14 protein-coding genes and 1 pseudogene are annotated in these 13,567 nt (G+C 38.1%); 12 read left to right on the top strand and 3 right to left on the bottom strand.

What is annotated here, in order from left to right:
* The 4 genes and pseudogenes from LFYK43_RS12630 to LFYK43_RS11280 all read left to right on the top strand — a co-directional run.
* Nucleotides 1–239, top strand: a pseudogene (locus tag LFYK43_RS12630) (sortase); the annotation flags it as partial.
* Between the two features lie 18 nt (nt 240–257).
* A complete protein-coding gene (locus LFYK43_RS11290) occupies nt 258–899 on the top strand; it encodes a L,D-transpeptidase (RefSeq protein ID WP_124978362.1) in 642 nt (213 codons plus the stop codon).
* Between the two features lie 110 nt (nt 900–1,009).
* On the top strand, nt 1,010–1,237 hold the full coding sequence (locus LFYK43_RS11285; protein ID WP_124978360.1) for a type II toxin-antitoxin system HicA family toxin: 228 nt from the start codon (nt 1,010–1,012) through the stop codon (nt 1,235–1,237).
* A 19-nt stretch (nt 1,238–1,256) separates the two neighbouring features.
* Complete coding sequence (locus LFYK43_RS11280) at nt 1,257–1,640, top strand: type II toxin-antitoxin system HicB family antitoxin (RefSeq protein WP_124978358.1); 384 nt, start codon at nt 1,257–1,259, stop codon at nt 1,638–1,640.
* A 508-nt stretch (nt 1,641–2,148) separates the two neighbouring features.
* Here the strand turns inward: LFYK43_RS11280 and LFYK43_RS11275 are convergent.
* The 3 genes from LFYK43_RS11275 to LFYK43_RS11265 all read right to left on the bottom strand — a co-directional run bounded on the left by LFYK43_RS11275 (nt 2,149) and on the right by LFYK43_RS11265 (nt 4,085).
* A complete protein-coding gene (locus tag LFYK43_RS11275) occupies nt 2,149–2,925 on the bottom strand; it encodes a GH25 family lysozyme (protein WP_124978356.1) in 777 nt (258 codons plus the stop codon).
* Between the two features lie 150 nt (nt 2,926–3,075).
* Entirely contained in the window at nt 3,076–3,666 is a 591-nt protein-coding gene (locus LFYK43_RS11270) for a PepSY domain-containing protein (RefSeq protein WP_229718029.1), read from the bottom strand.
* A 53-nt stretch (nt 3,667–3,719) separates the two neighbouring features.
* Nucleotides 3,720–4,085 carry a hypothetical protein gene (locus LFYK43_RS11265; RefSeq protein ID WP_124978352.1) on the bottom strand — a complete coding sequence of 122 codons (366 nt, stop codon included), beginning with the start codon at nt 4,083–4,085 and terminating at the stop codon, nt 3,720–3,722.
* 191 nt (nt 4,086–4,276) lie between these two features.
* Between LFYK43_RS11265 and LFYK43_RS11260 the strand changes: the two genes are divergently transcribed.
* From LFYK43_RS11260 to LFYK43_RS11225, 8 genes are all read left to right on the top strand, one after another.
* On the top strand, nt 4,277–5,980 hold the full coding sequence (locus LFYK43_RS11260) for a peptidoglycan amidohydrolase family protein (RefSeq protein ID WP_124978350.1): 1,704 nt from the start codon (nt 4,277–4,279) through the stop codon (nt 5,978–5,980).
* 351 nt (nt 5,981–6,331) lie between these two features.
* Nucleotides 6,332–6,736, top strand: coding sequence for a GtrA family protein (locus LFYK43_RS11255; RefSeq protein WP_124978348.1), 405 nt, complete (start codon nt 6,332–6,334; stop codon nt 6,734–6,736).
* 423 nt (nt 6,737–7,159) lie between these two features.
* The gene (tagD, locus tag LFYK43_RS11250) at nt 7,160–7,564 is read left to right on the top strand and encodes a glycerol-3-phosphate cytidylyltransferase (RefSeq protein WP_124978346.1); all 405 of its coding nucleotides are present in this window, start codon (nt 7,160–7,162) and stop codon (nt 7,562–7,564) included.
* Nucleotides 7,565–7,580: 16 nt separating this feature from the next.
* A complete protein-coding gene (locus tag LFYK43_RS11245) occupies nt 7,581–9,956 on the top strand; it encodes a CDP-glycerol glycerophosphotransferase family protein (protein ID WP_124978344.1) in 2,376 nt (791 codons plus the stop codon).
* Nucleotides 9,957–10,043: 87 nt separating this feature from the next.
* A complete protein-coding gene (locus tag LFYK43_RS11240; RefSeq protein WP_124978342.1) occupies nt 10,044–11,333 on the top strand; it encodes an ATP-binding cassette domain-containing protein in 1,290 nt (429 codons plus the stop codon).
* A 46-nt stretch (nt 11,334–11,379) separates the two neighbouring features.
* Nucleotides 11,380–12,189 carry an ABC transporter permease gene (locus tag LFYK43_RS11235; RefSeq protein WP_124978340.1) on the top strand — a complete coding sequence of 270 codons (810 nt, stop codon included), beginning with the start codon at nt 11,380–11,382 and terminating at the stop codon, nt 12,187–12,189.
* Between the two features lie 58 nt (nt 12,190–12,247).
* Entirely contained in the window at nt 12,248–13,201 is a 954-nt protein-coding gene (locus LFYK43_RS11230) for an XcbB/CpsF family capsular polysaccharide biosynthesis protein (RefSeq protein ID WP_124978339.1), read from the top strand.
* Nucleotides 13,202–13,336: 135 nt separating this feature from the next.
* Nucleotides 13,337–13,567, top strand: a 231-nt coding sequence (locus tag LFYK43_RS11225) for a helix-turn-helix domain-containing protein (RefSeq protein WP_148095626.1), incomplete at its 3' end; no start/stop codon positions are given.

Below are 13,567 nucleotides of genomic sequence, written 5' to 3'. Positions count from 1 at the left end.
TTCGTGTCTTGGATCCGACCAAACAAGCACAGGTGACAGTGATCACCTGTCTGTATCCGAGCAAAGATTACCGGATCATCACCGTGGGTTTGCTTGCCAAAAGTTATACTTGGCAGAATGCTCCAGGCAAGGTTGTTGATTTATTTGACCTGACGAAGCAAAAAACAAACGCACGCGCTGACTGGTATAATCCTGGTGCTGAAGAAGGTGCTAACGGCGAGGCTGGCGGAACGCAATGAAGAGGTTAAGTGAGGAATATGAAGAAAGATACGTTGGTCAAATTAGTGGTCGGTTTGTTGCTATGCGTGACTGCTACTCTGGTTTTAGGGCAGATCTCGGACCATTTTGACATTGACAGCAGGCATGAATCCACCACAAGTACCAAGACTAAGAAAATAAAAAAAGCAGCAGTCAAAAAAACTGTTACGAAAAAAGCTCAAGATTCAACTATGCAAAAGCCGATCAATTGGCGGAAATCTTCTGAAACCAAGGCCTACCCGGATGTTAAGCAGGCGGCAGATTTTTGGATCAAAGTTTCAACTGAAAAAGAGCGGGTCTATTTGATGGATGGATCTAAAAAACTCTACACCATGTACGCTTCAACCGGCTCCAAGGATCAAGCAACGCCTAAAGGAACTTGGCATATTCAGTATGAAAAAGGAGATTTCTTTTATAATCAAGAGTCCGGGGAAGGGGCAAAGTACTGGGTCTCTTTTAAAGATCATGGAGTCTATCTCTTCCATTCGGTCCCAACTGATCAAGAGGGCAATTTTATTGAGAAAGAAGCACAGCAGCTGGGCAAGCAGGCCGCCTCGCATGGCTGTGTCCGTTTGTCAGTGCCTGATGCCAAATGGTTCTATCAGAATATCCCGCCTGAAACCAAAGTTGTCATTAGCTAAAAGATAATTAAAGGTTGAATGTTGGCAGCTTAACGGCTGCTTTTTTTTTATATTGATTATTACACACGATTTGTGTATAATATGGTCAGCTAGTAATGAGGTGAATGTTTATGCCAATGAAACCTAGGCAGATGATAAAACTGCTTAAAAAATATGGCTTCGAAGAAAAATCACAAAACGGATCATCACATCTTAAAATGTATAATCCTGATACAAACAAGACTGTAATGATTCCTATACATGCAAAAGAATTTGGTAAAGGCATGGAACATGCGATTCTAAGACAAGCCGGCATAAAGGAATGGCAAGTTCCTTTGTGTACGTTTGAATTGGCATAAATGCAATGGAGGTGATCCTATGGATAAGGGAACAGTAATCTACCCTGTGATATTAAAGCCGGATGGTGAGTATGTGTTTGTACGTGTACCAGATTTAGAAGGCGGTTTTACTCAAGGAAGTGATTCGTTAGATGCGATCACAATGGCACAAGATTTGATTGGTAATTTGTTAGAGGACTCTGAAAATTATCCCAGGCCATCTGATCCGCAACAAATAAAGTTAGCCGAGGATGAAATGTTAGTCTATGTTTCAACAGACTTGGCGGCATTTCGGCAAAAGTATTCTAAGAAAGTAAGAAGAAATATTTCAATCCCTGAGTATTTGAACAAGATTGCTAAAGAAAAGGGTACAAATGTTTCTGAAGTTACCACTGAAGCATTAAAAGCAAAATACGGATTTTAATCAGTAAAACAAACGTAATTGTAACTACGGTTGCCTTTTGCTGAATTATGAAACTAAAGATTGAAAGTAAAATATGACAGGCATCGTTGATTTATCGTGAAGATCAACGATGCCTGTTTGTGTTTGCTAGTGCAAACAAGTTTAAATCAAGAAAAAAGCAAGTGAAGCAACGTTTAATGAATCCTTGGGCTGTTGGAGTAGTATCCAGATGAGCAGGATGTGGATACAGGTCGGGCAAAGTAGTATCCAGATGAACAGGATGTGGATACAGGCCGGGCAAAGTAGTATCCAGATGAACAGGATGTGGATACAAGTCGGACAGAGTAGTATCCAGATGAGAAGGATGTGGATACAAGTCAAGCGAAGTAGTATCCAGACGAGCAGGATGTGGATACAAGTCAAGCAAAGTAGTATCCACATCAACTGTCAGAAAAAGCAGTCAGGTTAACAAGAAAAAGGAGCGAGCCTCCCAGTTACGAGAAGCTCACTCCTTTTTGATTAGTCAGATTTAATAGGTAAATGGCTGTGAACCTGCGCCGCCCGTGAACAAGCCCTGGTAGTCATGCGAGACATCTAGCGAGCCGGAATAACCGGAAAGCTTAGCTGACTGTGAGAACTGCCAAGCGCCATAACTGCTGTAGAGAAGATTAGAGCTTGATGGATGATATGGATAATAAGCCATCCATGTCTTGCTCTGACCAACGGTATTGATCACAGCTGAACGGTACTGGTAAGTTCCTGAGGTATAGACACCATGATTTTTATAACCGCTATTCGAGAGTGTCTGCCAGAATTTATTTAAGTAGCTCTGAATATCAACGGTATATGTACTTTGACTCTCCATATCAGCGAAGATCCTGATATTTTTATTGATGCCGTTGTTTTGCAGAACTGATAGTAAATTTTTGGCTTCGGAACTGGCCTGACCACTAGTACTGAAAGTTGCGTAGTGATAGATGTTGACGTTTAACCCTGCGTTAGCCGCGTATTTCATCTGCTTAATGGCTGCTGGATTAGTATAGCTGCTGCCTTCAGTCAATTTGACGATCACAGATTTCACACCCCGTTGTGGCAGTTTGTTAAAGTCTCCCTGGTTCATGCTGCCTTGATAGGATGAAACATCAACGGCATCTTGACTTGGCCGGTTAGTTGCACCGATTTGGAAACTGTCGACACTCTCGGCCGCGGCAATTGGAACTTTCGCGCTGACAACGGTCAATAGGACCGTGGCAGTCACCAGTAACCAGAAACTCACTGGTGATAATTTTCGTGCGCTAGTAGACATGAAATTCCTCCTTTTTATTGAGCACCTCTATTTGTCACTCTAGCATAATTGTTCAAATATTCAATCTTATTTTCCGCGTAAAACAAAAAGTCATTAGATTGTAGGATAACTGTAATTTAATGACTTTGATTGTTAATTTAATGTTAGAACTTAATCATCGGTGTCAACATCTTTACCCAAATACTTACCGGTCGTGGCGTCTAATTGGACGCTGGTTTCTTGAGTTTTCTGCTTGAATTTAACTTCCCAATAAGTGGTGGCGACGTCATTATCAAGCGAAACTTCAGTGACCTTGCCGGACTTGACCTTCTTCTGGGCAGCACGGACTGCTTTCTTGACAGAAATGAGCTTCTTAGTTGAAATCTTATCCTGGTCGCGCTTTTTGCCGCCTTTTTCATCGGCATCCAGATTTTCGCTTTCACTTTGAACTCGTTTTTTAGTATTAGCATTTAGTGTCAGAGAATGTTCCTTGTTGTCATCGACACCGTCGATCTCGTAGTAATATTTGCCTAGTTTTTTCTCCAAATTTAGCCCCGTGATAGAGCTGCCCGGATATTTATCTTTAAAAGCCGCGATAGCCTGCTTGGCCGTGACATCAACCTTAGCGATCTTCGGCAGCTTTTTAGACTTCTGGGCATAGACGACTGTTTGTTCTAAATGAAGTGCCTCTGGTTGTTGTGCGAAACCGAAGAGAAACAGTCCAGTAGATGCGGCTAAGAGCAATAATTTAGTGGGTTTCATAGTTGGCAATCAAAACACTCCTTAGTTTAAATCAAAATTTCTGCGAATTTACTTTATGGTTCTGGTGGAGGCGGCGGACCAGCCGGCTGATCAGTTTGTAGTGCGGTCTTGATCTCCGCCAAATCATTTTTAATATCGACTAACAAAGCATGTTCATCTTTCAACTGTTGTGCGCGTTCTTCAGCCAGAAAGTGGGCTGGACCTTTGCCATGGTGCGGATGGTCAGGATAACCGCTGTGATGACCGTGGTGGCAATGTCCTGGTCCTGGTCCATGATACGCATGCTTTTTACCAGCTAAATGCATCGCTGCTCCGGGCAAAATGATCGCCGCAGTCAGGACATGTGCAAATGCGAAACCAGCAACAAAGCCTAGGGCATGTGCAGCAATTAGTTTTTCTTGATATTCTTTTTCTTTCAAACCGGATCCCTCCTTAATTGAATGAACCTATTTTATCTACCAACTCTATTTTAACAAGAAATGTTGAGGGATGAAAACGTTTGAATTTGATTACTGTGATAATTCTTTGCATAAATCAATTTTTATACGACTAAAATTAGTGTAGAATGAGTATGTTATTGTTTTGATGATTTTGTTAGGGGGCAATTAAAATGGGGGAGACGAAAAGAATTATTAAAATGTATAGACACAGAAAAACTTGGGTTATGGTACCTTTATTACTTCTGAGTGTCATCAGCGGGATTCAATTAAACGAGTCTCGTGTAAGCGCTGCTGAAAGCGGAAATAGCCATTCAGTGACCGTAATAAGTGAGCAAAATGTTACGGAAATTAACACGGACAATGATAAAGCGAGTCCTGAATCACGGGTAACTGATGAGAAAGAAAGTAGTTCAACTGCTGAAAATTCCGATGCAATTCAAGAGGATTCCAACTCAGCAAGTAAAGAATCTTCATCATCTGGAACTGACACTGCTTTGACTAGTAATTCAAGCGAACAGTCGTCAAAAAAACAAAGGGAAATTAGCAAAGTTGGAGAAAAAAATCCAGCAACAAGTGATACACGAAAAGAAAATACTTCAGTAGTGGACTCAAGTGATGATGAAACTAAACAAGAAGATACTTCTAAAAAAGACATCACCAAGCTAGAATCGAATAAGGTAAGAAACAAAAAAGGGTTGATGAAGAAGAGCTCTGATCAGCAAGCTTCAGTTCGAGAGGTTCGTCACGATGGTCACTGGTATCTGGTGGATCAATCGGGAATGAATTTGACCGGTTTTCAGACGATCCCGGCCGGCAAGTCAAAAAAGACGGTCTTTTACAATTCTCAAGGCTGGATGGTCTATGGGCAACAACATATTCAAAACTATTGGTATCTTTTCCATGGGAAAACAGGTGCCATGCAACATGGATTTCAAAATGTTCCGAAAAAGAACAAGGTTGCTTACTATGATCAAGATGGAAAGATGGTTTATCGTGAACTGCATTTAAATGGACATTGGTATTATCTCGATGATCATACAGGAGCAATGGCCAAGGGATTTAAAAAAGTTACCGGTAAAAATAAGACCGCATATTATGATAACCATGGTTGGATGGTATACGGCGAGAAAAAATATAATGGAGCCTGGTATCATTTTAATGAACATACAGGTGCTATGAGTACGGGCTCTACATATTTATCAAAAGGCAAAAAGACTGTCTATTATAATAGTGCAGGCAAGATGCTTTACGGTTGGCGAGTTATCGGTAATCATCAATATTATTTTAAGCCAGGCACAGGAGCACGTGTTTCTGGAAGATATCGAATTGGCAAAACAAACTATAAATTTAATAAGAATGGGATTTTCCTTGGATTTACGCAACGAGTACTTGATTGGTTTTTTACCCGTAAAAATAAAATTACTTATTCAATGTATGGATCACGTAATGGTTCAGATGGTACAGCAGATTGCTCTGGATCAATGACTCAAGCTTTATGGAAAGCAGGAGCATCTAAACCGGCAAGTTCGGCAGCTCAATGGGGCGGCTATAACACAGAAACCATCCACGGGTATCTTAAAAATAATGGTTATAGCCTGGTTGCTGCTGGGAAGAAACAATATACACCAAGATACGGGGATATTATTATTTGGGGTAAGTTGGGTGCTAGTGCGGGTGCTGCAGGTCATATCCAAATTGTATCCACGAGTGGCTCAAATCCTAAGACAGTTTCTACCAATGCTTCTTACCGAGATTCCAAAGGTAATATGGCAAAAAATAGAGCTATTCAAGAATTTGAATATCAAGAGTATTGGAAAAATGATGGCAAACCTTATGCTTATGTTTACCGGCCAAATAATATTCATCGGATGTAAATGAAACGGATTTTGTCAATTACACACGACTAAAAATTTTTTGATACTGCTTATAATGATTATTTTTATCTTAGGGTAGTGGTTATGCTCATTCAATCAGGCAACCTGAAAAATTAAAATATTGGCATTTACTTGAACGGCATGATTTCGATATTCTATCGGAGTTATGCCGTATTTTTTGACATCTTTGATCTTTTGGTACTCAATCTTGTCTTGATCTAATTGACCTATCTATATTTTAAAAAAAGAGCAAATTGCTCAGAGTTCAAATTTTTGCTATCATAAGTCGATATGCTAAAAATTCAGAAAATTTCATTTTTATTTTAAACACTTATGGGGTGAATTGTACCAGTGATTGCTAGATTAATTAAAAAGTATTGTTCATTTTTAACATATGTGTTCTGGGGTGGGGTAGCCACTTTAGTTAATATTGGTACTTTCATGGTTTCCATTCATTTGGGAATACATTATCAAATGGGTAATGTAATTGCTTGGTTGTTAGCCACCCTCGTAACTTATCTATCAAACAAATTCTTAGTGTTTCATTCTGGTTACCACGGGGTGCAACAGATGTTACGCGAACTTAGCTCTTTTTTGTGTGCAAGAAGTCTCGCATTGTTAATGGATTTTGTTATTATCTGGACTGGGATCAGTCTGCTGCGTTATCCTGCTCTGGCTGTGAAAATTTTTGATAATGTCGTGGTTGGAATATTAAACTACTTGGTTAGTAAGTGGGTTATTTTTTCTGAAAAATAGGAAGAAAAAAATCAGAAGACTAAGAGGCTTGACTGAGTAGCTGTTAGCTCAGCCGAGAATAAGCGTCCTAATGGTCAGTTAACTTGACAAAAAATTAACCAAGAAAAGTAAGAATTAATTTCTGGATTTTGCTTAACTCAATATGATAGATAGAAACAACAATTTTTAAGCTTGGTATAAAATTTGATGAAATTTGAGGAAACAAACGGTTTTTATGAGATAATTCAATGGAATTTGCTGAAGCAACGTGCTGGATAACCTAACGATTTAAAAGAACTACTCATAGTTAATGCTTTTCTATTTAGCCATGCTCTCATAATTATGAAAAAATTGCAGTTAACGCCAAAGAATTGTATAGTTTACTATGTGAACTTTTGAGTTTAAGAACCCTACATTCAGATAAATCAATATGGAGGATTAAAAATGAAACGTGTAATTACTTATGGAACCTTTGACCTTTTACACTATGGACACATCGAACTCTTAAAACGTGCGAAGGCACTGGGAGACTATTTAGTAGTTGCTTTGTCTACCGATGAATTTAATTGGAAAAGCAAACAGAAGAAGTCTTATTTTTCCTATGAAAAGAGAAAACAATTATTAGAAGCGATTAGATATGTTGATTTAGTTATTCCAGAAGAAAACTGGGATCAAAAAGTCTCCGATATTAAACTTTATCAAATTGATACCTTTGTGATGGGCGATGACTGGGCTGGCAAGTTTGACTTTGTTGAAGAACAAACTGATGCAAACGTTGTTTACCTGCCTAGAACACCAGAAATTTCAACCACAAAGATCAAAGAAGAATTGAAAAAGAAGAAGAACTAAGGAGACTGTAATTGAGATGGAGCAAATGGAAAAAAGTGTTGCAATTTTAGGGTTTAATATTTTTTCACCAGGGGGAACAACACGAAGTAACTTAAATATTATCCATGACTTCTTGGCAGAAGGTTATCAGGTTGATTATTATAACTTCAGGGATTTTTCTCGTTTAGATATCCTTAAACTAACGAAAGAAAATCAATTTCTAGAAAAAACAAATTTTCATGAAATTAAAGATATCAAGCAAGAGTTTTCTGGTCACTTTGTGTTTATTACACGGGAAAGTTTCTTCCCGATCGCAAAGTATATTCGTTATAATTATCCTGATAAGGTAATCATTGGGGAGATGCACACTCCTCTTGGCTTAACTAATCGAGAGGAATGGGTACCTAATTTAAATTACTTCAATTTCATTCGTGTCGCAACTAAATCAATTCAGGATATTATCCGAAATGAATATCATTTTGAGCGGACGTATGTTCAAACTATTAGCCTGAGCCATCTCGAAAATGAAGCTTCGTCTAATTTCAAAGCCTCGCGTCGTGATGTTTATGGTAAAGCTAACTTTCTCGTTCGGGCACGGTTTGACCAGCAAAAAGATATTCCTTATGCTATTAGATTGATGGATAATTTAGTCCATCAACAAGGACGGGACGATTTTAGATTCTTCGTCAATGGTTATGGTCCTGGCAAGACAATGATTGAGAATCTGATTGACTACTATAATTTGCAGGATCATGTTTTTATGAACGAACGGGACCCTGATAATTATATTTATTTGTCGACTGCAAGATTGGAGACTCTTGGCTATTCGATTGCAGAAGAGTTTGATATTGGTCATGCCGTAGTAGCCTACCCAGGTGATGATGGTGTTGTCCGCGAAAATTTCCAGAATTTTCAAAACTGCTTGTGGATCACTAAGAACATAGAGGATGATGCCCAGCAGGTCATTCAATTTGCCGACCAACAGAACTCTCTTGAAGGCTATAAAGCTAATATTCGTCGTTTGTCGGAATACACTGATAACTATGTTAAGTATTTCGAAGAGAATACGGCTATTGTGAGTGAAGCTGATAAGCCTGATAAACAAGTCAACTTGGACAAAATGTTGGATAAGATCGAGACCACTTCGTTGGCAGATGAACTGACTAAATATCGTAAAATATACTATAAATTGAAGAAAGTTCCGGTAATTGGGAGCATCCTAAATAATGCTGGCATTAAATCAACCGGAATGAAGATCTTGTCAGTTCTGACAGGCAAAAAGAGTGCCAAGGCTGATGAGGGAATCTCTGTGGATCCTAATAAATTTTTTGTCGAATCATTTCATGGCAGTAATTTTTCGGGGGATCCTAAATATCTTGCATTGGCTGTCAAGAAGCGGTTGCCAAATGCTGAAATTTTTGTTAGTTGTGAAAATCAATTAGTGGCTAATGTTGCCAGTGATTACGGGTTTAAGCCAGTTAGAATCAACACTTTAGCGTACATGCAGGCCTTTAAAAAGTGCAAGTATGTTTTTATTAACGGAAATAGCTTGGATAAGGTTGGTAAACAGCCTGGACAAATTTTCGTTGAAACGTGGCACGGCTTCCCAATGAAAAAGATGGTCAATGACCTCGAAAACTTCAAACAAAGACATGAGGAATCTACAGCATTTGCACCAAGGATGTTGAAGTGGGATTATTTACTCTCTTCATCGTCATATAATACGGAATTGCTTGAAAGTGCATTCGCGCTCAAGAAAAACCATGAACTAAAGGTTTTAGAATATGGAACACCTAAGAATGGATTTTTAATCAAGAACAAGGTTAATTCACGGGAAAGGGCTGCGATATACCAGAAATACTTCAACAAGCAGTACGACCCGGATAAGAGAATTGTTCTGTTCTGTCCTACTTGGCGTAAAGATGAGCGCGATAGTGTTTCTGATTTGGACTTGCGCCAGGTTATTCATCAGTTGCCGGAGAATTATGAGTTGATTGTAAAACTCCATCCTTTGGAAGGACGTTTACGTCCTTACTATAAAGATTTAGATGAACGAATTTTTTGTTTCTATAATGAGTTAGTTGATATCCAAGAGTTATACATCTTAGCAGATGTCTTAATTTCTGATTATTCTTCAGCAATGTTTGACTATTCGAACTTGAACAAGCCGATCATTGTGATGCAAGAAGATGAAGAAAATTATCAACAAAACATTGGTTGGTATTTCAATATTGAACAAACGTGTCATCTGACAGCACATAAATATACAACAGATCAATTGGTAGAAGAAATCTTAAGGACAACAACGCAAGAGGTCAATATGGATTACAACGGCTTGATCAAAGAAAAACTTCTAACCAATGAAAATGCTGATGCAGCGGAAAAAATTCTAGACAAAATCTTGGTAAAATAAACTATAAGTGGTTTTTATTGAGAGCAGTTAGATAGACAACTACGCTCGAATAACGAGCAGATTTTATGAATTGAGTAAATTAAAATTATGAAAAAAGTTAAAGTAAGAGCAAGATTACTGACTAAAGAGTTTGATTTATTTAAAAACCGGACCGAGCAAATTAAGTCGATTTTTGCTCTAAAAAAAGATAAAGTTCCTAAGTTTTGGGCCTTAAAAGGCGTCAGTTTTGATATTTACGAAGGCGAAGCAGTTGGTATCGTAGGTATTAATGGTTCCGGTAAATCTACGATTTCTAATGTGATTTCTAAAGTCATTCCACAGACTTCAGGTACCCTAGAGGTTAATGGGAAAGTTTCAGTTATCGCAATTGGAGCCGGGTTGAATGGACGATTAACTGGTCGTGAAAACATTCGTCTGAAAGCTTTAATGATGGGCCTAACAAACAAACAGGTCGATCAAGTTGAAGAACAAATTATTGAATTCGCAGATTTGGGTGCTTTTATTGATCAACCAGTTAAGAACTATTCAAGTGGGATGCGTTCTCGACTTGGCTTTTCGATTGCGATCCATCAAAATCCAGACATTTTGATTATTGATGAAGCATTGTCTGTTGGTGATCAGACTTTTTATCAAAAATGCATTGAAAAGATGGTTGAGTTTAAAAATAACGGAAAGACTATTATTTTCGTTAGTCACGCTTTAGGACAAGTTGAAGCCTTGTGTGATCGTACGATTTGGATGCATTACGGCGACTTAAGGGAAGATGGACCAACTAGTGAGGTGTTAGCCCATTACCGTGAATTTACCAAGAAATTTAATGCATTGTCAGTTGCTGAGCGACGCAAATATCAACAAAAATTTAAGAACAATCAAACGGCTTTCAATTTAGGTAAGCTGGATCAGCGGTTAGCTAGTGACAATGAAACGGAAGATTTTCAGATTGACGACAAGCAAAAGAAGATGCTCTTAAAGAGGACAAAGACAGGCCAGGGACTATCTTTCTTTTCCTGGATCATTTTTCTGGCATTGATGGCTTTCTGCATTTTCTTTGGGACACATTCTGTAACAAGTTTTGCGCATGATCCAAACAATCCGACAGTGGTGGCACAAAGAAAGTTGGCAGTTGTGGTCAAAAGAGAAAATAAAGCTGCTAAAAAGGCAAATAGCAATAGCTGGTCGCAAAACCAGAAAATTAATGGTACGAACTATCGTATCAAAGATATGTATAGCTTCCAAAAGGGAGATACTATGCAAAAGATTGCTGATAAATATCACATTACATTTAAGCAATTGCAGGAAGCTAATCCACAGGTCGCTGGTCGCATTAAGCTGGGACAGATACTCTTGATCCCGGATGTCCAACACGAGAAAAAATAAGTTAATTTGTGAAAATCATTGGAGTTATGGTGGAGATTGAAAATTTATGAATGATATGATCATTGTTTTAAAAGAACAATTGAAAAATTTAGGAATGATTTTTAGAGTTTCTAAATATGAAGAGCGTGCAACCTACCAAAGTCATTATCTTGGGATTTTGTGGGAAGTTCTGAATCCAATAATCCAGGTTGGAATTTACTACCTGATTTTTGGTTTAGGCTTTTATGGTGGACGCCAAGTTGAAGGTGCACCTTTCATTGTCTGGATGATGATTGGTTTATCCGTGTGGTTATTTATGAACTCAGCCATCCTAGGAACATCCAATAGCATCTTTCAAAAGATGTACCTGATATCGAAAATGAATTTTCCTGTCAGCGTTTTGCCTAGTATAAATATCGCTAGTAACTTAACAGCATTTTTTGCGATGTTTGGTGTGACAATAGTGGTTGCGTTGAGTCAAAATGTCATTATCACATTTAAATGGATTCAATTTGTATACTTCTTTATATGTATGATTGCTTTCTTGTTTAGCTTGGGCATTTTTAGCGCAACAATGACGGTTTTGATTCGAGATTACCATATGATTTTGCAATCAATCGTCAGGGTTTTGCTTTATTTGTCAGGAGTAATTTGGAACATCAAGGATGCCAATTTTCCGGTCTTGTTCAAAGCAATCTTGGAGTTGAATCCAATTTTCTATATCATCGATGGCTTTAGAGCAGCATTACTAAGTGGCGATTGGTTCTGGGTGGATTATCAACATCTAATATTCTTCTGGGCGATTACTCTGCTGACTTTCTTTGTGGGGGCACATCTCCATGTGAAATTCAGGGCACGCTTTGTTGATCTTTCCTAAAAGAAATTCAGCGTTGTACTAGACCTGCAGTCAGAATAATTCAGGGGGAATGTTGAATATGAAACGGACAGTTATTAATATGGAATCCTCTACCATTGATTGGAATGCAGATACAATAGTAGTTACAACCAATACAGAAGAAAACCTTTTATGGTGGTCTAGAAAAGATACAAAAGCTAATGAACTTTACAATAGGTTTTTAGACCATGACTATGTTTTGTATATGCATAAAGACCAACAATCTTTTTTCATTAAACGCAAGCTCGTATCTACAATATGGCACCGAACTGACTTAACTCAGGTGGGAGATACTTTCTATACTCTGCAAGACCCTTTGAAAAAGAATAATTTGGCTGAGAATCGGTTAGTCGTCATTTTTTCTTCAATGCCTCCTGAAAATGAATATTTTTCTGCGCAAGTAGCAAAAAGGACATTTGTTCAAAATTACCCATCAATGCCAAAACACTTGATCAAAAACACCTATATCTTAAGGATCATGGATTTGAATCGTTCATCGGGCAGTTATTATTTAAATGCAGGGTATTACCAAAATTTTGAAGATGATGTTCAAAGCATCATCCAGCAAGTCCGAACTGAAAAACAAATTGCTCAAGAAAAAGTTGTCTTGTATAGTTCTTCTAAGGGCGGCAGTGGTGCATTGTATCATAGTATTCTGGGTGATTATCACGCAGTAGTTGTTGACCCAATCTTTTCTCTGGAAAAATACAACAAAGATAGAGACTTACATTCTTTGGAAGATGTTTTACCTGAGAAACTATTACCTAAGTTTCAAGAAGCTATTTCAAAAGGTAATTTAAAGAATAAGAAGCTTATTTTAGGCTCCTCACAAGTCTTGGAAAATTATCAAGAGTACTCGAAGATTTGTGATCCTATGATTCAAGTGGTTGATATACAGGATGATAATATCAAGGACCACATCAGTGTTTCTCCTAACTGCAATGTTGAGCAAATCACATTTATCAATTCCTTCTTAATGGGAATCGGGAATTAAATGTCGGTCGTTAAATGACCATTGGTAATAAAAATATAGAAGCATACAAGAACTTCGCTAGGGAAGGGGTATACTCCTTCTTAGGTAGACAAGCTAAATAATTAAAGCTTGCCTACTTTAGGGAGGAGTATTTTTATGGGGAAAAATGGATTCAGATATACGTTAGAGGAGAAACTCTTTTATATTAATCTGGTTCAGGCTGAATCTATGACCGCATACGCTATTCAACATCAATACGGGGTTCGCCATTCCCATGTTACACATTGGGTGGAACTCTACCAAAGTGGTGGGATTGATGCATTAAAACCACAAACTCAAAACAAAATCTATTCAGAGACTTTTAAGTCTAAAATCGTTCAGGAATAT

Origin of the sequence: Ligilactobacillus salitolerans, from assembly GCF_003864415.1 — a bacterium.
GTDB lineage: Bacteria > Bacillota > Bacilli > Lactobacillales > Lactobacillaceae > Ligilactobacillus > Ligilactobacillus salitolerans.
The sequence above is the reverse complement of the archived record's forward strand: the minus strand, read 5'-3'. Positions and strand labels throughout refer to the sequence as shown.